Source organism: Flavobacterium agrisoli, from assembly GCF_016522065.1.
Taxonomy (GTDB): Bacteria; Bacteroidota; Bacteroidia; order Flavobacteriales; family Flavobacteriaceae; genus Flavobacterium; species Flavobacterium agrisoli.
This window is the reverse complement of sequence record NZ_JAEHFV010000005.1, coordinates 100690-121942: the sequence shown is the minus strand read 5'-3', so window position 1 is coordinate 121942 and position 21253 is coordinate 100690. Positions and strand designations below refer to the sequence as shown.

The following is a 21253-nucleotide window of genomic DNA, read 5'->3' as shown; positions in this document are numbered from 1 at the left end:
TTGGTTATTTCTAATCGTTACATTTTCAAAATCTTTTTTTTCTTTAATTGCAAAACATGGATGCGAAACAATTAAAATGGCTTTACCTTTTTGTGCTTTCCTTAATTTGGGGTAGCTCATTTATTTTGATAAAAAAAGGCTTAATTGGTTTAACAGCTTTTCAATTGGGTTCACTTCGAATTATTTTTGCCGCTTTGTTTTTGCTACTAATCGGTTTTAAAAGTCTACTTAAAATCCCGAAAAAACAATGGAAATATATTGCCATGACCTCTTTATTCGGGACTTTTTTGCCTGCTTATCTTTTTGCCATAGCCGAAACGCAAATAGATAGTTCTACTACCGGAATTTTAAATTCGCTAACACCTTTAATTACGTTGTTAATTGGTGTTTTAGCTTTTGGGATTTTAGTGAAACGCCGTCAAGTTTTAGGTGTTTTTATTGGCTTATTGGGTAGTAGTTTGATTGTTTTTAGTGGTGCGGCCAATCATCCTAATCAAAATTACTACTATGTGATTCTGATTTTAATTGCTTGTTTTTGTTATGCCTTAAACGTGAATTTAATTAAAAAGTATTTGTCTGATTTGAATTCACTTAGTATAACCACGGGTAATTTTGTTATTTTGTTATTTCCAGCTTTGATAATTTTATTCGGAACTGGTTTTGCAGAAGTAGTGCAAATACAAAAAGTGCAAGAATCCTTGTGGTTTATCTTGATTTTAGGTGTGATGGGTACTGGTATTGCCAATGTGGTTTTTTTTAAATTAATTCAGATATCCTCACCGGTTTTTGCTACTTCGGTAACCTATCTTATTCCGATTGTGGCTTGTTTGTGGGGCTTTTTAGATGGCGAATTGTTGTCGCCTTTTCAGTTAATTGGTGCTTTTGGAGTTTTAATTGGCGTTTATTTATCCGCTAAAAAATGATTTATTTAAGGCATAAAAAAAGCTGCCCGAAGACAGCCTTTTTAGTGATTTTTAGATGTTTTTATTTAAAGTCAGCAGCTGCTACATCTTCATTTATTTTTACTTCTTTCATTTTTATATTCAATTCAAAACCTACATTTTGAATAATATTAAAAGGTAATTTGATTCCATTTACTTCTTTGTAATCGGCAAAATTGGTAGTAACGGGAACTTCTTTATCGCCTTGTTTGATGCGTTTGGTTTCGGCAACTTTTAAACCAGTTGCCACATTATAATAATAAGTTGATTTGTCATTAGAAATAACGTATGCATCAGCATTATTAATGGTTTCTATTCGGTCCACTTTTAAGTCGTTTCGTTTGGCTAATTCTAATTCTTCAAAAGGTTTTGCGTTGTTTTGCATTTCTTTTAAAATAGCTCCTTCAAAATTGTTGCGTTGTCCTTGTTGAACCACATAGGCTTCTTTATCATTAACTACTTGTTTCATGATGCTCATGCCGTTCATGTTTAGTTCAACCATCGATTTGCCACTTACATCAATTTTTGAGGTAAACGATAAAGGAGAAGGCGCTTGCGGAATGGTAGAAGAGCCAAACATGGCAATGGTTTTGATTTTAGATAGGTTTTTTTCGCCACCAATACTTTGAATGTATTTTTCGAAAACGCTTTTTGCGGTTACACCCGCTGGAACTTCTTTGGTGGCTGCCTTTTTTTCAGTTGGATTTGCAAATTTATCATAATACTTAATCGGAATATTTAGTTTTTCTAATCCCGAACTTATCTCCGAAGCTTTCCCGGTGATGATGATGCGCATGTTGTCTGCCAAGAAATATTTGTTGGCAACTCGTAAAATGTCATCCGAAGTTACTGCGTTAATGGTTTGAATGTATTTTTCGTAAAAGTCGGCAGGAAGATTTTCGGTCTCAATATTCAAAGCGTATCGCGCAACAGTTTGAGGTTTTTCAACTTGCATTACAAAACGACCAATGTAGCCGGCTTTTACATTTTTAAGTGTCGTTTCGTCTACTTTTTCACTTCTTATTTTCTTGATTTCTTTAAGAAATTCTACTACTGCGCTATCGGTTACCGCATTTCTAACCGCAGATTTGGCAATGAATTTTGAGGCGTATTTACTGCTGCCTATTGAGGAATTCGCGCCATAAGTCCAGGCGTGAGCTTCTCTTAAATTCATGTTCAAATAACTTTGAAAATCGCCACCTAAAATTTGATTTGCAATCACTACCGGAAAAAAGTCGGCATCGTTCATTTTTAAATTCACGGTATTCACCAAGGCAATTTCCGATTGTACGGCGTTTGGAACATCAATTAAATCAATTTCCAATTGCGAGACGTTTGCTGGTTTGGCATAATTTTGTACCGGCAAGGTGTTTTTTTGCCAAGAACCAAAAAGTTGCTCAACAGTTGGTTTTATTTTACTGTAAGTAACATCTCCGACAATAATCAAATACGCATTTTCGGGCGAAAAATAAGTTTTGTAATTGTTTTGTACATCTTGTAAGGTTACATTTTGTAAAGTGTTTTCGGTGATAAATTCGCCATACGGATGTTGTGTTCCATAAGCCAGTGCATCAACTACTCTGTTGGAAATTGCCGGAACGCTTTTTTCATCGGCTTTTAAACTTTCTATGATTTTGTTTTTCTCTTTGTCAAATTCTTCCGTTGTAAATTGCGGTTGCAAACAACCTTCGGCAAGCAATTCCAGTACTCTTTTGCTGTACTTCGATAGTGCATTGGCATAAGCTCCTTGTGAACTAAAATTAATATTAGCACCTAAAAAATCGATTTCTTCGTTAAAAGCTTCTTTGGTGGTTTGGGTGGTGCCATTTCCCATCATAGCACTAGTGAGTTCGTCAACGCCCTTTTTCGATCCTTCTACAAAAGGAGGGTTGTCAATGGTTAGATTGAAGGTGACTCTAGGTAGTTTATGGTTTTCTACAACCAAGACTTTTAGTCCGTTGTTCAAAGTGAAACTTTGCGGTTTTTTAATATTTACTTTTGGTGCTGGTCCTGGTTTTGGTTGGAGCCTATCTTGTGCTTGTATCATTCCGGTGAAAGTCAATGCTAAAATTACGAGTGTTATTTTTTTCATTTTGCTTAAGATTAGTTTTGGGATTTAGCTTTTGCTGGTACGTAATCTAAAACCAAGCGTTGGTTCGGGTTTAAGTATTTTTTAGCTACCTCCCTAATTTCTTCTCTGGTGATAGAATGGATCATTTCAATTTCAGTATTAATCAAATTTACGTCACCGTATAAAAGGTAAAAAGAAGCTAAATTTTCGGCAATTCCTTCTATGCTCGAATTGGCATTGACATAGTTGTTGTCGAATTTGTTTTGAAGTTTCTGATAGTCCGTTTCCGAGATTAAATCAGTTTGAATTTTTACAATTTCTTCATCTATTTCTTTTAAAAGCTCCGCTGATGTAGTCGTTCCCATCGGAATTCCGTACAAAATATACATGCTGTAATCTTCTTGGTTGTAACCAAAAGCGCCAATTTGAAGGGCTTTTTTCTCTTGGTCTACAATTTTTTTATACAACTTAGAGCTTTTACCGTTGCTTAAATAAGCCGAAATCAAATCCAAAACACGGGCGTCTCTGGTTTTCATAGAAGGTGTTCGGTAGGCAGTTACCAACATGGGTAATTGAATATTTGGATCTTCGTAAGTGGCCTTTATGGTTTCGGTAATTGGTTTTTCTAGATAGGTTTTTTTGGTGATTTTTTCGCCTTTAGGAATGATACCAAAATATTTTTTAATCCATTCTTTTGCTTGGCTTTTTTCAAAATCACCTGCAACAACTAATACGGCATTATTAGGAATATAGAATTTTTTATTGAAGGCTTTAAACTCATCCAAAGTAGCGGCGTCCAAATCTTTCATGGAGCCAATGGTTGTCCATCGGTAAGGGTGTACTTCGAACATTTTTTCTTTTACGACAGTAAAAATATTGCCATAAGGACGGTTGTCGTAGCGTGTTCTTTTTTCTTCTTTCACGACTTCATTTTGTGTGTCTACTCCAATTTGATTGATAATCGGGTGTAACAAGCGTTCCGATTCCATCCATAAACCAAGTTCCAAATTATTTGAAGGAAAAACTTCGTAGTAATAAGTGCGGTCATCCGAAGTGTTGGCGTTATTCACGCCGCCGTTGGCAGTTACAATTTTGAACCATTCACCTCTTTTTATATTTTCGGTGCCTTCAAATAATAAGTGTTCAAAAAAGTGGGCAAATCCAGTGCGATCTGGATTTTCATCTTTTGAGCCAACGTGATACATTACAGAGGTGATTACAACTGGAGCCGAAGAATCTTGGTGTAAAATAACATGTAATCCGTTGTCTAAATCATATTCTTCAAATGTAACTTTTTGTGCCGATGTAACTCCACCTAGCAACAGTGATGCGCCTAAAACCATTAGTTTTTTTTTCATAGAAGATTAATAAAATTAGTTTAGTACTTTATAAGTAGTAGCTTATTGGTTTGTGTTACTCAAAAATACTTTTTTTTGTTGTGTAGTGCTTTTTGGAGGTGTTTTTTCTGATATTTTTAACAAAATTAAAGTCTATTTTTAAAGACTTAAAAAGCTGTTATTCATTAAATTTACTTGATTTGTAATAATTTTTAAGTTAACAATTGCAGAGTAATTTTTTAGTTGTATATTTGCAACCTTAAAATTAATAAATCAATTTGATATGTACGCAATCGTAGAGATAGCAGGGCAACAATTTAAAGTAAGCAAAGACTTAAAGGTTTATGTGAATCGTTTGTCAAACGAAGAAGGATCAAAAATTACTTTTGATAAAGTTCTTTTAGTAGATGATAACGGAAGCGTAACTTTAGGCGCCCCAGCTATAGAAGGTGCTTCTGTAGAAGCCAAAGTGTTACAACACTTAAAAGGTGATAAAGTAATTGTTTTCAAAAAGAAAAGAAGAAAAGGTTACAAAAAAAGAAACGGTCACAGACAATATCTTACACAAATTGTAATTGAAGGTATTTCTGCTAAAGGTACTGCTAAAAAAGCGGTTGCTAAAAAAACAGCTGAACCAGCTACTGAAGAGGTAGAAGCTGCTCCAAAAGCAAAAAAAGCTGCTCCAAAAGCAAAAAAAGAAGATACTAAAGAATAATAACAATATTAAAACTAAAACATCATGGCTCACAAGAAAGGTGTCGGTAGTTCGAAGAATGGTAGAGAATCAGAATCGAAACGTTTAGGCGTTAAGATTTACGGAGGTCAAGCTGCTATTGCTGGAAACATCATCGTAAGACAAAGAGGTTCTAAGCATAATCCAGGTGAAAACGTTTACATTAGTAAAGATCATACTTTACATGCAAAAGTTGATGGAATTGTGAAGTTCCAAAAGAAAAGAGATAACAAATCATACGTTTCTATCCTTCCATTCGAAGCATAATAACGACGATTTATTTTACACAAAAGCCCATCGGTTTCGATGGGCTTTTTGTTTGGCTTAATTTCGTTCTACAAAAAGCATGGTTTCAATAATTTCGGCTTGGGTGCTTAATCCCTTATCGTGTAAATACCATAATTGAAGTTCCGTTTTAATGGTCTCATCAAATTTGCTGTTTTGTTTTTTGTAAGAGGCAATTAATTCAGCAGCACCAATTGGCCGGGGACCCCAGTGATTTTCCACTTGAGCAGTAGCTTTATTAATAATGATTAATTTAGGTATAGCTCTTCCTTTATTGGTTAGAAAATAGTCCATTAATTCCAGGTTTTCATCGCGAAATACAATTCGTAAATCAATTTTTTTAGAATCTATTTCGGCCATTTTGTGAATGATAGGGAGTATTTGTGCTGCATCGCCACACCAACCTTCCGAAATGACCAACCAAATATAATCGTGTTTGAGGTTTTTTATAACTTTTTGCGTTTCAGGTGTAATTTGAATGGTTTTTTCTAAACGATCCATTCTTTTTTCATTTAAACGGCTATAATTTACTAAGTCCTCAGATTGTTCATTGCCGCTCGTTTTTCCTTCGGTTAATAAATCGGTTACGATTTTACGGTATTCTTCATACGAGTGACTTGAAAACAAAGATTTAGCTACGGTGCTGTTCATGTTGACTATTTTAATAATTAGGTTTCTAAATTTACTAAAAAAATCAAAGATTATAAGAATGTAACCGCCAAACTACAGTTAAAAAAGCTTTAATTAAATTTAGTCATCGCTATTTCAGAAAATCAGAATATGTCTATATTTGCACAAACAAACGCGACTTACATATGAAATACAAAAGAATTCTTCTGAAATTGAGCGGTGAAGCCCTAATGGGTGATTTGCAATATGGAATTGATCCTAAACGCTTAGCTGAATATGCAAATGAAATTAAGCAAATTCATGATCAAGGTGTAGAAATTGCCATAGTTATTGGAGGAGGAAATATTTTTAGAGGTGTTTCGGGTGTGAGTTCGGGTATGGATAGGGTTCAAGGTGATTATATGGGGATGTTGGCCACCGTAATTAATGGTATGGCACTTCAAGGTGCTTTAGAAGATCACGGTATGTTAACGCGTTTGCAAACAGCACTTAAAATAGAATCGATAGCCGAGCCTTATATCAAAAGAAGAGCGGTTCGCCATTTAGAGAAAAACCGAATTGTGATTTTCGGAGCTGGAACTGGGAATCCTTATTTTACAACCGATACAGCTGCTGTTTTAAGAGGTATCGAAATAAATGCTGATGTAATTTTAAAAGGAACTAGAGTCGACGGTGTGTACGATTGTGATCCTGAAAAAAACAGTAACGCTATCAAATTTGAAACTATTTCTTTTGAAGATGTTTTAAAGAAAGGTTTAAATGTAATGGATACTACGGCATTCACATTGAGTCAAGAAAATAAATTACCGATAGTGGTTTTTGATATGAATAAAGTAGGTAATTTGTTGAAAATTTGCCAAGGTGAAAATGTCGGAACAGTAGTCGATAATTAATAAAAATAAGTTTGAATACGAGCTTGTTAACTACAAATTAAGTAAAAAGTATGAACGAAGAAATCGATTTTGTATTAGAGAGTACCGAAGAAGCTATGGCTGATTCTGTTTCGCACTTAGAAAAAGCTTTTTTAAATATCCGCGCGGGTAAAGCATCTCCTGCTATGTTAGGAAGTGTTTTTGTGGATTATTACGGGTCTTCAACTCCGTTAAATCAAGTTTCTAAAATTAGTATTCCCGATGCGCGAACTATTACGTTGCAACCTTTCGAAAAAAATATGTTGCAAGCCATCGAAAAGGCTATTATGATCGCTAATTTAGGTTTTAATCCAATGAATAATGGCGATGTAGTAATTATTAGTGTACCGCCATTAACAGAGGAACGTCGTAAAGATTTGGCTAAACAAGCTAAAGCGGAAGCAGAAGATGCTAAAATCAGTATCCGAAATGCACGTAAAGATGCCAATAGCGATATTAAAAAATTAGAAAAAGAAGGAACTTCTGAAGATGTTTGTAAAGGAGCTGAAGAAGAAGTGCAAAACCTAACTAATACTTATATTAAAAAAATTGACGAGCTTTTGGTTTTGAAAGAAGCAGAAATCATGAAGGTTTAAGTGTGTTTCTACACTTAAAAAAAATCCGTTTTGTAGCATTACAAAACGGATTTTTTTTGTTGAGAAATGTGGCGTTGTATTAATGACTCGACACAAATTTGAGTCCGATAATGGAGGCAATTAAAGTAGTTAAAAAGAAAATGCGCCAAAAAGTAGCAGGTTCTTTAAAAATGAAAATCCCCACCAAAACAGTACCAACGGCTCCAACGCCTGTCCAAACGGCATAAGCGGTGCCAATAGGTAAAGTTTGTGTCGCTTTATAAAGTAGCACCATGCTGATGGTCAAGCAAACAAAAAATCCAATCATCCAGTACGTGGCAATCATTCCCGTTGATTCTTTCGCTTTGCCTAAGCAAGAGGCAAATCCGACTTCAAATAATCCGGCAATGACAAGTAAAATCCAATTCATTTTTTAAGGTTTTATAATTAAAACAGAAGGCACGTTGCTTAGCCAAATGCTTCTCGAATCTAAAAGGTTTTTCCAGCTTTCCAAGCTAATAATCATCAAATCTTGTTGGATTAAAAAGTCTTTTTTGATTATTCTTTCGTTACTTAAAATGATGTTTTTCGGGTGTTTGGTTTGTAACGAATGAATAGTGCTTTGAATTAAAAAATTTGAATCTGCATTTCCGTTTACATCCAAAATTACGATGTTTGAATTGTTATTGAAAATTAATTTTTGGGCGTAATCCAATAAAAATGTGTCTTCTGGAGTGAAAATAGGAATAAAAACCTGATGTACTTGCTGTAAATCTTTATCGACTAAAATACCTAGAGGCATTTTGGTTTTCGAAATAATCCAACGGGTGCGTTCGTCAAAAGGAGAGTTTTTAAAAAGCCCTTCTTTCCCTGTAAATTTATCTAATAACCGATCCGGATTGATGATTCGGGTAGTAAATCCAATCATTTTTCCTAAAATAGTGCCTTCAAAAATAGATTTTCCAAGTCCGATTAAGAGCAAGTCGTAATCACCTTGATTCGCAGTTTCGGCTATATCCGATTCCAAATCAATAGAGGCTTTAAAAATGGTTTCGATAGGTTGGTGTAATAATTTTGATTCTTCCAGAATAGGAATAAAGCTGGTACGTTCGGTATCATCAATGTTGAACGAATGCATTTCATCGCTTAAAGACAAATGCATGGCCGCAATTGTAGCATTTTTTTTCTGTTTTTTGACTAAACTATGTGCTAATCGAAGCAAAGATTTTCCTTTTTCGTTATTTCCAAATGAAATTAAAATGCGGTATTGATTGGGTACAACTTCTATTTCTTCCACTTTTGAGGTTTTTCGGAAAAGGAAATTGATTCCATCAAGCGCAGGACCTGTCATAAAAGTGGTTACCAAAGCCATAATCACCATCATAGTGAAAACTTCTGGCGTTAGGACTTTTAACTCTAAACCAATATTCAAAACCACCAATTCCATTAAACCACGTGTGTTCATTAAGGCGCCAATGGTTAAACTGTCTTTCCAGGATTGTCCGACAAATTTAGCGGCGAAGGCACTTCCGAAAAATTTACCTATCACGGCAACAAGAATAATCATAACCGTAACGAGTCCTAAATAAGAGTCGTTTATCAATCCGATTTGTGTTTTTAAGCCTGTAAACACAAAAAATAAGGGTAATAATAAAATCACCGCAACATCTTCAACTTTTTCGATAAAAATGGTTCTGAATTTGGGTATGTTGGGCATGATAGCGCCCGTCATAAAGGCGCCAAATAAAGCATGAATTCCGATAACTTCGGTACAATACGAAGAAATTATCAAGGTGAGTACAAAAATAGCCACTACGGGTTTTTCTATTGAATCCTTAGATCCGTATAAATCGCCAATTCGTTTTAAAAACGGTTTTACCATAAATAGCATGACTAAAACGTACAAAAATGCCAAGAAGATAACGTATAATGCACTCACAAAAGTCCCTGCTTTTACAATTGCTATTACGACTGCTAACAAACACCAAGCCGTAATATCATCGGCTGCGGCGCAGGTAATTACAATTGCGCCGAGCTTGGTTTTGTGTATGCCACGTTCTTGGCCAATGCGTGCCAAAACTGGAAAAGCCGTAATGCTCATGGCAATTCCCATAAAAAGACTGAAGGAGATGAATTTCACTCCGTCGGGAGCAAAATCGTTAAAAACAAAATAAGCCAATCCAATTCCGAGTGTAAACGGAATGACAATGCTGGCGTGACTAATTACGATGGCATCGTTGGCTTTGTTTTTTAAAACATTCAAATCCAACTCCATTCCGATGACAAACATGAAGAGAATCAATCCAATTTGACTTAAAAATTCCAAATTTCCTAAAGAGGCAAGGGGAAATAATTCAGCAAAAAATTCTGGAAAATAGAGCCCAAGTAGGGAAGGACCTAACGCAATTCCGGCAATAATTTCGCCAATTACGGTAGGTTGTCCAATTTTTTTAAAAACCCATCCAAACAATCGTGCTGTAATAATGATGGTAATTATTTGTGCTAAAAGAATGGCAAGTGGATGGTTAAAATTGTGCTGGATTAAAATAATAAAATCTTCCCACGAGCTGTGTGGTAGCGTTTTATCCCAATTAGTATTCCCGCGTTCGAGCGATTTTCCTTTGTGAATTATTAAAAACATTAAAAAGGTAAAACCTCCGGTAATGGCTAAGTAAAACAAGCCGTTTTTATATTTTTTCATTCCACTTTTATTTTGTGTGAATACCCGCTCAAATACAATGCAAATATGAAAAAAGGAATGATGCGTTTTACATTTTGAGCAATTATTTTATTGTAAATAAATACGAAGCAAGAGCAACTTAATGTTTTTATAAAAAATGGCCTTATACCTAAGCTTTTAAGGCTGTTTTATTACCTTTGCAACCATTTTAAAAATTATGAAAAAGAAATTAAAGGTTGGCTTTTGGGAGTTTGTTGCACGATTGGTTTTAAAAAATCGAATTGCCATTATTAGTGGTATTGTTTTACTTACCGTTTTTTTTGGATTGCAATGGAAAAACATTCAGTTTTCTTTCACCGAAGCCAATTTATTGCCAGATGATCATCCCATAAACAACGAATACAATCAATTTTTAAAAGAATTTGGCGAAGAAGGTAATTTGATAGTAGTTGGGGTAAAAGATGATGCTTTTTATACCCCTAAAAATTTTGCCGCTTGGGATAAATTGATGAAATCGTTTAAAGCGCAAAAAGAGGTTGATTTGGTAGTTTCGATTACGGATTTAAAAAAAATACAAAAAAACGATTCCTTACAAACCTTCGAATTAGTTCCTTTTGTTAATCAAACAAAAGTGAATAATGACGCTTACTTAAAAAGTCTTAAAGAAGAATTGTTTACCAAAATGCCTTTTTACGAAGGATTGCTTTTCAATAAAAAAAGTGGTTCCATCCGTTCGGCTATTTATTTGGATAAAAAAATTGTTAATACCGCTCATAGGAAAGATTATATTATTAACGATTTTATTCCGAAAATTGAAGCTTTCGAAAAAGAAACCGGAATTAATTTACGTGTTTCGGGAATGCCTTATGTGCGCACATTAAATGCTAAAAGTATTACCGACGAAATTAGTTTATTTGTGGGAGCTTCCTTGTTTGTTACTTCTTTTATATTCTTTTTCTTCTTCCGATCTTTCCGCGCTACTTTGATTTCGATGATAATCGTAATTGTTGGTGTAATGTGGACTTTTGGGTTCTTAGGACTTTTTCATTACGAAATTACCGTTTTAACTGCGTTAGTGCCGTCATTGGTTATTGTAATCGGAATTCCGAATTGTATTTTTCTTACTAATAAATACCAACAAGAATATCAAGCTCATGGTAATAAAGCCCGAGCTTTACAACGCGTGATTACCAAAGTTGGGACAGCCACTTTAATGACAAATTTGACAACAGCTGCCGGATTTGCCACTTTTGTAATCACTAATAGTGTTTTGCTAAAAGAGTTTGGAATTGTGGCCTCAGTAAGTATTGTGGCCTTGTTTTTCTTGTGTTTGATAACTATTCCGATTTATTACAGTTACCAGCCTATTCCTAAAGAAAAGCATTTGGAGCATTTGAGTCGAAATTATACTAAGGTTTTTATGGACTGGATTGAGCATACCGTTCGTTACAACCGACGTTATGTGTACGCCGTGGCAATTTTGATTTTTGCTGTTGGAACAATTGGTGCTTTAAAGATTAAAACATCGGGAAGTTTGATTGAAGATATGCCTCAAAAAACCGATTTTTTTAATGACATCGTATTCTTTGAAAAAGAGTTTGATGGTATTATGCCTTTGGAAATCACCATTGATACCAAAAGAAAAAAAGGCGTGATGAAACTTTCGACGCTCAAAAAAATGAATCAATTGCAAGAAACAATCGAAGCTATTCCTGAATTGTCGAAACCAATTTCAATTTTGAATTTGGTTAAATATTCCAAACAGGCTTATTACAATGGTAATCCCGATTTTTATGCATTGCCCACTTCGCAAGAACAGTCGTTTATTTTGAGTTATGCTAAAAATACCAGCAAAAATACCGACCAAAACATCATGAAAAGTTACGTGGATAGCACTGGGCAAATTGCGCGTATTACAACTTTCATGAAAGATATTGGCACTGGAAACATGGGGGTTATTGAAGATAAATTGCAATCAAAAATTGATTCGGTTTTTCCGGCAGATCGTTATAAAGTGGTGCTAACGGGTAAAGCATTGGTTTTTGAAAAAGGGACAAAATATTTGTTGGATAATTTAGTGACTTCGATTTTATTCGCTATTTTATTGATATCCTTGTTGATGATTTTCTTATTTCGTTCCTTTAAAATGGTAATTGTTTCTTTAATTCCGAATTTATTACCCTTGGTTATTACCGGCGGATTAATGGGTTTTTTCGGAATTCCGTTAAAACCGTCGACTATTTTGGTTTTTAGTATTGCATTTGGTATTTCGGTAGATGATACGATCCATTTTTTAGCGCAATACCGTCAAGAATTGGTTCGAAATAATTGGAAGATAAAACGTTCTGTTTATGCTACTTTAAAAGAAGCTGGTGTGAGTATGTTTTATACTTCGGTCGTTTTATTTGCTGGATTTTCGGTTTTCATGTTATCCGATTTTGGCGGTACTGTGGCGCTTGGAGGTTTGATAGCCATTACGTTGGCTTTTGGAATGCTGTCTAATTTAATGTTATTGCCTTGTTTGGTTTTAACTTTTAATAAAAAAATAGCAAATCAGCAAGAATTTGTAAAACCGACCATAGATGTGTTAGCTGATTTGAGTGATTCTGATGAAGAATCTGAAAATTCGGACATAAAATAAGCGATTTTCTAAATCAGTAGTTTTTCGAGCAAATTCAAATTTTGTAAATTTGAGAACTTAAAAAGGAAAACAGGATTGTTTTTTTGTTTTCAAAACAAGTTTCGTTTTATCAAATTCACTTAAACATTTAATTTTTACTATGGAGAAAGAATTCAATCAAGTTAATAATTACTTCGAAAAAATGATAAATCTCGGAATTGAATACGCACCAAAATTACTGGGCGGAATTGTAGTTCTTGTGATTGGGTTATGGTTAACCAAAATCATTACCAAAGCAGTTGGAAAATCATTAGAAAAATCTAAAATCGACCAATCGTTAGTTCCGTTCTTGAAAAGTTTGGCAAACATTACCCTTAAAGCTTTAGTTATTATTACGGTAATGGGCATGATTGGTATCGAAATGACCTCGTTTGTAGCCATTATTGGTGCTGCTGGTCTGGCTGTTGGTATGGCTTTGTCGGGTACTTTACAAAATTTTGCGGGTGGTGTTATTATTTTGATTTTGAAACCTTTTAAATTAGGTGATTTTATCGAAGCGCAGGGTTTTACCGGAACTGTAAAAGAAATTAATATTTTTTCGACTATGTTGAATACACCCGATAAAAAATTAGTGATTATTCCCAATGGACCTTTATCAACAGGTGCTTTAATCAATTATTCGGCAGAGGATTTACGACGAGTGGATTGGACTTTCGGAATTGCTTATGGCGATAATATTGAAGATTTTAAACGTGCTATTTCTGATTTTATCGCTGCCGATAACCGAATTTTAAAAGATCCAGAAGTCTTTATGGGATTATCGGAATTAGCAGGAAGTTCGGTTAATTTTGTGGTTCGTGTTTGGGTAAATGGAACAGATTATTGGAATGTCTTTTTTGAAATGAACGAAAAGGTCTATACCAAATTTGCCGATTATAATTTGAATATTCCATTTCCACAAATGGATGTTCATGTTAAGAATGCCTAATCAGAGTATTATTTTGAATAATTTAAATCCTGCATCAACCTTGCAGGATTTTTTTTGAATTAAACGGAATAAATAGTATCTTAAATAATGGTTTCTCTTGATACGAAACCGTTTAACGAAGTCCTAAAATACGGGCAATTACAAAGAAATGCTTTATATTTGCATGGATTGAATAACTACTTTTAAATCGATTTTTATAAAAATGAAACACACAAAAGTTAAAGACTTGCTAAAGAGTGCCACGACTCTTCAAGATGTAAATGCAAAGGGATGGGTTAGGACTTTTAGAAACAATCAATTTATTGCTTTAAACGATGGGTCAACCATTCATAATATTCAGTGTGTAGTCGATTTTGAAAATACACCAGAAGAAACTTTAAAACGAATTACAACGGGAGCTGCTATTTCGGTAATCGGAACTTTAGTAGAAAGTAAAGGAGCTGGCCAGAAATATGAAATTCAAGTTGCAAAGCTGGAAATTTTGGGCGATTCGGATGCAGAGAAATTCCCTATGCAACCTAAAAAACATTCATTAGAATTTTTACGTGAAAATGCTCATTTACGTGTACGCACCAATGCTTTCGGTGCCATCATGCGTGTGCGTTCGGTATTGTCGTATGCTGTTCATAATTATTTTCACGAAAAAGGATTTGTCTATGTAAATACACCAATTATTACCGGTTCGGATGCTGAAGGTGCTGGCGAAATGTTTAAAGTTACCGCTTTACCCTTTGATAATCCGCCAAGAACAGAAGAGGGGGAAGTAAATTATAAAGAAGATTTTTTTGGAAAAGAAACCAATTTGACGGTTTCCGGACAATTAGAAGGGGAAACTTTTGCCATGGCCTTGGGTCAAATTTATACTTTCGGGCCTACTTTTAGAGCAGAAAATTCGAATACTTCTCGCCATTTAGCCGAGTTTTGGATGATCGAACCCGAAGTGGCTTTTAATGATTTGGATGATAACATGGATTTGGCCGAAGACTTCATTCAATATGTTATCAAATATACTTTAGATAAATGTCAAGATGATTTGAAGTTTTTAGAAACACGTTTGTTAGACGAAGAAAAATCCAAGCCACAAGCCGAACGAAGCGAAATGAGTTTGTTAGAAAAACTGAATTTTGTGCTGGATAATAACTTTAAGCGCGTTTCGTATACCGAAGCCATTGATATTTTGAAAAATTCGACCCCCAATAAAAAGAAAAAATTTCAGTTTATTATCGAAGAATGGGGAGCTGATTTGCAATCCGAACACGAACGTTATTTGGTTGAAAAACACTTTAAATGTCCGGTGATTTTATATGATTATCCAGCCAATATTAAAGCATTTTACATGCGTTTGAATGAAGATGGTAAAACAGTTCGTGCTATGGATATTTTGTTTCCAGGAATTGGTGAAATTGTTGGAGGCTCTCAACGAGAAGAACGTTATGAGGTGTTAGTCGAAAAAATGAAAGCCTTGGGTATTGATGAAGAGGAGTTATGGTGGTATTTGGATACTCGTCGTTTTGGAAGTGCAGTTCACTCTGGTTTTGGATTAGGATTTGAGCGTTTGGTGTTGTTTGTAACCGGAATGACCAATATTCGCGATGTAATTCCGTTTCCGAGAACACCTGGCAATGCAGAATTTTAGGAAAAAGAATCTAAGTAAAATAATTATAATTCATCAGTAAAAGTTACTCACCGATTTAGTCACGTAGTAACTCAGTCATTTTTTTTATGCTAAAGCAATTTCTAAATTTAAAATTATCTCAAAAATTATCTCCGCAACAAATACAGTTGATGAAGTTAATTCAATTGCCTACGCAAGCTTTTGAACAACGTTTGTTAGAAGAAATGAATGAAAATCCGGCTCTCGAAGCAGGAGCAGAGGATAATTACGAAGCAGATGAATATGCTAACGAAGAATTTGATGATTATGAAGACTCCGATCGAATTGAGGCCGACGATATTAATATTGATGATTATCTGAGCGATGACGATACACCCGATTACAAAACTCAAGTAAACAATTATAGCGACGACGAAGATCGTGAAATGCCCTATGCGGCGCCCATTAGTTTTCATCAGGATTTAATCAACCAATTGAATACTTTTATTTTAGAAGACGCCGATCGCGAAATTGCCGAATTTTTAGTGGGAAGTATTGATGATATGGGCTATATCCGACGAAGTGTACCTGATATTGTAGATGATTTGGCCTTTACGCAAGGAATTTATACCGATGAAGAAACGGTTGAGCGTATTTTGCATATAGTGCACGAATTAGAACCGGCTGGTGTGGGTGCGCGCGATTTGCAAGAATGTTTGCTTTTGCAATTGAAACATAAAACACCTACTGAAGCGGTAGATTTAGCCATCGATATTATCGAAAACCAATTTGATGCTTTTACCAAAAAGCATTACGATAAATTGCAGCAAAAATATACTATTTCAGCAGATCAATTAAAGAAAACGATTCATGAAATTGAACGCTTGAATCCTAAGCCAGGAGGCTCTTTTGCAGGTAATAATAAGATTACCGAAAATGTGGTTCCGGACTTTGCAATTCGAATTGTAGATGGTGAATTAGAACTTTCTCTTAACGGACGTAATGCGCCTACTTTGCATGTTTCTAAAGATTATCAAGAAATGATGCAAACCTATAAAGATTCTAAAGATAAATCGACCGATCAAAAAGAAGCGGTACAATTCATCAAACAAAAATTAGATTCGGCCAAATGGTTTATAGATGCCATAAGACAGCGCCAGGAGACTTTATTTGTAACCATGAATGCCATTATGCATTATCAAGAAGAATATTTCTTGGATGGTGACGAAACCAAGTTAAAACCGATGATATTGAAAGATATTGCTGATTTAGTCGGTTTGGATATTTCAACCATTTCTAGGGTAGCAAACAGTAAATATGTTGAAACGCCTTATGGTACAAAGCTTATTAAGGAGTTTTTTTCGGAAGCTATGAAAAACGATCAAGGAGAAGATGTCTCGACTTTGGAGATCAAAAAGATCCTTCAAAATACCATCGAAGAAGAAGATAAAAGCAAGCCACTTCCAGATGATCAATTGGCCGAAATTTTAAAAGAAAAAGGCTATCCTATTGCCCGACGAACCATTGCCAAATACAGGGAACAATTGGATATTCCGGTTGCCCGAATGCGCAAGAAGATTTAATAATAAAAAAGACCACCTATTCGGAGGTCTTTTTTTTAGAATAAAAATTGCGTTTTATAAACCTTTATAGAGAAAGTTAATTCGTCGCTTTTTTGAATTAAATCAAGTAAATAAGGTTTTTGATTGTGTAAGTCTAAACCATCTTGGTTTTCCCATTCTTCCCAAATAATGTAGGTAGTTTCAGTAGCATGCATATCATAACGCAAACAAGTCGATTCTTTTCGGGTTTGGGTAACCAAATGTTTTAATAGGGGTAGTAGGATGTCGTTTTTTTCCGGTTTTCCAGAAATTATAGCTGTTATGGTTATCATGTTTTTTTATTTTTTGTGTTGTTTATCATTTTTAGATTAAAGATACCGATTTTTTAAATGAAATTATTTTCCCGCCCATTATCTTCAAATTATTTAGCAAAAGAAGAAAAAAGACTCCTTCTATCTCAATCATATTGCCACTAAACTAACAAAAGCGCATTAAGAAAAACCGATAAAATAAAAATTCTTAAAAATTTTAGTTTAAAAAAATAAAATAAACTTTATTTTAGCCAAAAAGCTATAAATTTAATTTTTATAAAATTCGTATTTACATGAGCCAAAACGATACAAAAGGCATTTGGAAAGTTATTTCGGCCTCCTCTATGGGAACAATGATTGAGTGGTATGATTTTTATATTTTCGGAAGTTTAGCAGTAGTTATTTCGACTAAATTTTTCCCGAGTGATAATCCTACTGCTGCCTTTTTATCAACTTTAGCCACCTTTGCTGCGGGATTTGTAGTACGCCCATTTGGTGCTTTGTTTTTTGGTCGTTTGGGCGATTTAATTGGTCGAAAATACACCTTCATGGCCACGTTACTGTTAATGGGGTGTTCCACTTTTTTGATTGGGTGCATTCCGAGTTACGAAACCATTGGCTTTTTTGCTCCCTTACTTGTTTTGATTTTACGTTTACTGCAAGGTTTAGCCTTGGGAGGCGAATACGGAGGTGCTGCCACCTATGTAGCCGAACACGCACCTGTTGGACAACGTGGGTATTGGACCTCATGGATACAAACCACCGCAACTGTGGGATTACTCATTTCGTTAATTGTTATTTTAGTAACCAAAAGCCTTCTTTCAGACGAAGCTTTTGATGTTTGGGGATGGCGTGTTCCATTTTGGGTCTCTATTGTGATGGTGGGTGTTTCCTATATCATCCGAAAAAACATGCACGAATCACCGGTTTTTTCTAAGGCAAAAAAAGAGGGAACCATTAGCACCAATCCGTTAAAAGAAAGTTTTGGAAATCGTTATAATTTAAAATTTGTGCTTTTAGCTCTTTTTGGCGCCACCATGGGACAAGGAGTGGTTTGGTACACAGGTCAATTTTACGCCATGAGTTTTATGAAAACGGTTATGAATGTAAATTCCTCGCAAGTAGATGAATTACTCGGAATTGCCTTGCTATTAGGTACGCCATTTTTTGTGGTTTTTGGCTGGCTAAGCGATAAAATCGGACGCAAATACATCATGATGGGCGGTATGTTATTGGCTATTTTGCTTTACCGTCCTATTTATCAAAAAATGTACGAAACGGTAAATTTAGAACAAAAAAATATCGTTTCCGTAGGAAGATCAACCGAAATTAATGAAGCTAAAAAAGAACTACATACCATTACCAAAAACATTTATGAAGATGGTACAATAGTAACTAAAAAGACGGCTGCCTCAATAAATGACAAAACTTTAAAAGCCAATATGAGTTCTGAAATCACAGTTAATTCTTCCGATAAATGGCTGTTGGTTTTTTTAGTCTTTGTTCAAGTACTTTTTGTGACCATGGTTTACGGTCCAATTGCTGCCTTTTTAGTCGAAATGTTTCCGGTTCAAATTCGATACACCTCAATGTCGTTACCTTATCATGTTGGAAATGGAATTTTTGGAGGACTCCTCCCGGCTATAGCCACATATTTAGTGAGCAATTCGAAAGCTAAGGGGCAAGCCGATTTTTATCTGGATGGCCTTTGGTATCCGATTATCATTGCTGGAATTTGCTTTGTAATTGGTATGATCTACATAGACAACACTAAAAAATCAATGGATTAAATCTTAAAAATATGAATACTATAAAAAGAACTTTAGGAATAATATGGTTGCTATTGGCTTTTGCCGCAGCCTATTTTTGTGTTTTCGAATTCGGATTACCTAAATTATTTTCAGATAATCAAGAAGATTTGGTTTTCGGAATCATTATTTTATTTATACTTACTCCTTTAATCGTTGCTGGTTTGGGCATTTTTGGCTATTTTGCTATCAAAGGAGAATATGATTTGGAGAAAATGTAACCTAATATTTGATGTACGTATTCGCTTTTGTAAAAATGAAAATCGAAACAGAACCTTCTAACGAAAAAACAACTTATAAATAAAAACCGGGCCATTCTAAAATTTCGTACATTTAAGTAACAAATAATGAAAACTCCTAACGGTTTTCGTGCGAAATGGAATGGATTTTTTAGTAAACCCACAAATAACAAAAGTCGAGCCTCCGTTTTGGTTTTTCGGAATGAAAAATCCGGAACTGCAGCTTATGTTTTATGGCCCACAAATTAGTGAATTTGAAGTCAGCACCAACTTCGATTGCATTACCAAAATTGTAAAAACTGAAAATCCGAATTACCTTTTTATCACGATTAACACCCATAAATTAACGGAATCAATACTTCCCTTTTATTTTAAAAAAGAACAAGAAATCGTTTTTATTCAAAAGTATGAATTCAAAAAACGTCGTGAAAATTCGGCCAACCGAAAAGGATTTGATGCCGCTGATGTAGTTTACCTCATCATGCCCGACCGTTTTGCAAATGGAAACGATCAGAACAATTCGAGCGAAAATACAACCGAAAAATACAACCGTGATTTACCAGCTGGCCGACATGGTGGCGACATTGAAGGGATTATCAAAAACCTGGATTATATCCAAAGTTTGGGCGCCACTGCTATTTGGAGCACTCCACTTTGCGAGGATAACGATGCCGATTTTTCATATCACACCTATGCGCAGTCGGATGTTTACAAAATTGATCCACGTTATGGCAGCAATGCTGATTATCTTCGTTTGGCTCAGGAAATGCACCAACGCAATCTTAAATTAATCATGGATTATGTAACCAATCATTGGGGAATTACCCATTGGATGATTCAAGATTTACCCACACCCGAATGGATTCATCAATTTAAAGAGTACACCGAAACGCATCACAAACGCTCGGTAATTAACGACATTCATGCTTCTCAAAAAGATTTAGAAATTTGCTTAAAAGGATGGTTCGTTCCCTCGATGCCCGACCTGAATCTGGAGAATCCATTGGTTTTAAATTACATCAAACAAAACGCCATTTGGTGGATAGAATTTGCCGATTTAGACGGCTTTCGAGTAGATACCTATAACTATTCTGAACCCCAAGCCATGGCCAATTGGACAAAAGCGATTACTGCTGAATATCCTAATTTTAATATCGTAGGCGAAATTTGGATGCCGCAAACCGCTCAAATTGCTTACTGGCAAAAAGACAGCCAAATCGGTGCTTTACGACAGTACAATTCTAATTTGCCTACCGTTATGGATTTTCCTTTGATGGAAGCCATTTCAAAAGCTTTTAATGAAGGTTATTCTAATGGCGATACCGGCGTGATGAGATTGTACGATCACTTTTCGAATGACTTTTTGTATCCCAACTCCAATAATATTTTAATTTTTGGCGAAAATCACGACACCCAAAGATTGAATCAGCTTTTTGGAAATGATATTCGAAAATACAAATTGACTATGACACTTTTGGCCACGGTTAGAGGTATTCCGCAATTGTATTATGGTTCTGAAATTGGCATGGATGGAGACAAAAACAATGGCGATGCTGATATCAGGAAGGATTTTCCCGGTGGCTGGCCCAATGACCCTCAGAATGCTTTTATCGCATCAGGCAGAACCGAACAACAAAACCAATACTTTGATTTCACTTCACAATTATTCAATTGGAGAAAAACCAACAATGCCATTCATTCCGGAAAAATGACCCATTACATTCCAGAAAACAATTTGTATGTTTATTTTAGATATACTGCAACGCAAACGGTCATGGTCTTGCTCAATAACCAAGATGAACTTCAATCCATTACGACCCAACGTTTTGCCGAGAACATCCAGCACTACAGCCTCGGAAGAGACATTTTAAGCAATCAATTAATCGACATAACCCACCAAATTCTGCTAGAACCCAAATCGAGTTTGATTTTAGAATTAGCCTAAATGTGTTTTTTGAAAAGCAGAAT

Annotated in this window: 18 protein-coding genes; 12 read left to right on the top strand and 6 right to left on the bottom strand. The window is 35.1% G+C overall.

Annotated features, from left to right (window positions below; genetic code table 11):
* The first annotated feature begins 56 nt into the window (after positions 1–56).
* Positions 57–923 carry a DMT family transporter gene (locus I5M07_RS12265; RefSeq protein WP_200106739.1) on the top strand — a complete coding sequence of 289 codons (867 nt, stop codon included), beginning with the start codon at positions 57–59 and terminating at the stop codon, positions 921–923.
* Positions 924–984: 61 nt separating this feature from the next.
* On the opposite strand, the gene I5M07_RS12260 is transcribed toward I5M07_RS12265, so the two are convergent.
* Positions 985–3033 (bottom strand): M16 family metallopeptidase, encoded by a 2049-nt coding sequence (locus I5M07_RS12260; protein WP_200106738.1) that lies wholly within the window; start codon positions 3031–3033, stop codon positions 985–987.
* Between the two features lie 11 nt (positions 3034–3044).
* The gene (locus I5M07_RS12255) at positions 3045–4370 is read right to left on the bottom strand and encodes a M16 family metallopeptidase (protein WP_200106737.1); all 1326 of its coding nucleotides are present in this window, start codon (positions 4368–4370) and stop codon (positions 3045–3047) included.
* A 262-nt stretch (positions 4371–4632) separates the two neighbouring features.
* Here I5M07_RS12255 and rplU point away from each other — a divergent pair, with 262 nt between their 5' ends.
* Positions 4633–5064, top strand: coding sequence for a 50S ribosomal protein L21 (gene rplU / locus I5M07_RS12250; protein WP_200106736.1), 432 nt, complete (start codon positions 4633–4635; stop codon positions 5062–5064).
* Between the two features lie 24 nt (positions 5065–5088).
* Positions 5089–5349, top strand: coding sequence for a 50S ribosomal protein L27 (gene rpmA, locus I5M07_RS12245; protein WP_200106735.1), 261 nt, complete (start codon positions 5089–5091; stop codon positions 5347–5349).
* 57 nt (positions 5350–5406) lie between these two features.
* On the opposite strand, the gene I5M07_RS12240 is transcribed toward rpmA, so the two are convergent.
* On the bottom strand, positions 5407–6018 hold the full coding sequence (locus I5M07_RS12240; protein ID WP_200106734.1) for a thioredoxin family protein: 612 nt from the start codon (positions 6016–6018) through the stop codon (positions 5407–5409).
* A gap of 164 nt (positions 6019–6182) precedes the next feature.
* On the opposite strand from I5M07_RS12240, the gene pyrH reads away from it, so the two are divergent.
* Both pyrH and frr read left to right on the top strand, forming a co-directional pair.
* Positions 6183–6890 carry a UMP kinase gene (pyrH, locus tag I5M07_RS12235; RefSeq protein WP_200106733.1) on the top strand — a complete coding sequence of 236 codons (708 nt, stop codon included), beginning with the start codon at positions 6183–6185 and terminating at the stop codon, positions 6888–6890.
* Positions 6891–6940: 50 nt separating this feature from the next.
* Entirely contained in the window at positions 6941–7504 is a 564-nt protein-coding gene (gene frr / locus I5M07_RS12230; RefSeq protein ID WP_200106732.1) for a ribosome recycling factor, read from the top strand.
* Positions 7505–7583: 79 nt separating this feature from the next.
* Here frr and I5M07_RS12225 read toward each other — a convergent pair whose 3' ends face one another.
* Positions 7584–7913, bottom strand: a complete 330-nt coding sequence (locus I5M07_RS12225; RefSeq protein WP_200106731.1) for a DMT family transporter — start codon at positions 7911–7913, stop codon at positions 7584–7586.
* A gap of 3 nt (positions 7914–7916) precedes the next feature.
* Positions 7917–10184 carry a cation:proton antiporter gene (locus tag I5M07_RS12220; RefSeq protein ID WP_200106730.1) on the bottom strand — a complete coding sequence of 756 codons (2268 nt, stop codon included), beginning with the start codon at positions 10182–10184 and terminating at the stop codon, positions 7917–7919.
* A 196-nt stretch (positions 10185–10380) separates the two neighbouring features.
* Here I5M07_RS12220 and I5M07_RS12215 point away from each other — a divergent pair, with 196 nt between their 5' ends.
* The 4 genes from I5M07_RS12215 to rpoN all read left to right on the top strand — a co-directional run bounded on the left by I5M07_RS12215 (position 10381) and on the right by rpoN (position 16948).
* Entirely contained in the window at positions 10381–12804 is a 2424-nt protein-coding gene (locus tag I5M07_RS12215; RefSeq protein ID WP_200106729.1) for an efflux RND transporter permease subunit, read from the top strand.
* Between the two features lie 139 nt (positions 12805–12943).
* Complete coding sequence (locus tag I5M07_RS12210) at positions 12944–13771, top strand: mechanosensitive ion channel family protein (RefSeq protein ID WP_200106728.1); 828 nt, start codon at positions 12944–12946, stop codon at positions 13769–13771.
* A 202-nt stretch (positions 13772–13973) separates the two neighbouring features.
* Positions 13974–15407 (top strand): asparagine--tRNA ligase, encoded by a 1434-nt coding sequence (gene asnS, locus I5M07_RS12205; protein ID WP_200106727.1) that lies wholly within the window; start codon positions 13974–13976, stop codon positions 15405–15407.
* Positions 15408–15493: 86 nt separating this feature from the next.
* Positions 15494–16948 (top strand): RNA polymerase factor sigma-54, encoded by a 1455-nt coding sequence (gene rpoN, locus I5M07_RS12200; protein WP_200106726.1) that lies wholly within the window; start codon positions 15494–15496, stop codon positions 16946–16948.
* 35 nt (positions 16949–16983) lie between these two features.
* Here rpoN and I5M07_RS12195 read toward each other — a convergent pair whose 3' ends face one another.
* Positions 16984–17259 carry a putative quinol monooxygenase gene (locus tag I5M07_RS12195; RefSeq protein ID WP_200106725.1) on the bottom strand — a complete coding sequence of 92 codons (276 nt, stop codon included), beginning with the start codon at positions 17257–17259 and terminating at the stop codon, positions 16984–16986.
* A gap of 272 nt (positions 17260–17531) precedes the next feature.
* Here I5M07_RS12195 and I5M07_RS12190 point away from each other — a divergent pair, with 272 nt between their 5' ends.
* The 3 genes from I5M07_RS12190 (at position 17532) to I5M07_RS12180 (ending at position 21230) form a co-directional block, all read left to right on the top strand.
* A complete protein-coding gene (locus I5M07_RS12190) occupies positions 17532–19028 on the top strand; it encodes an MFS transporter (protein WP_200106724.1) in 1497 nt (498 codons plus the stop codon).
* A gap of 11 nt (positions 19029–19039) precedes the next feature.
* A complete protein-coding gene (locus I5M07_RS12185; RefSeq protein WP_200106723.1) occupies positions 19040–19267 on the top strand; it encodes a DUF6814 family protein in 228 nt (75 codons plus the stop codon).
* 160 nt (positions 19268–19427) lie between these two features.
* Positions 19428–21230: a glycoside hydrolase family 13 protein gene (locus I5M07_RS12180; protein WP_200106722.1), complete on the top strand. Its 1803-nt coding sequence runs from the start codon at positions 19428–19430 to the stop codon at positions 21228–21230.
* Positions 21231–21253 lie beyond the last annotated feature (23 nt).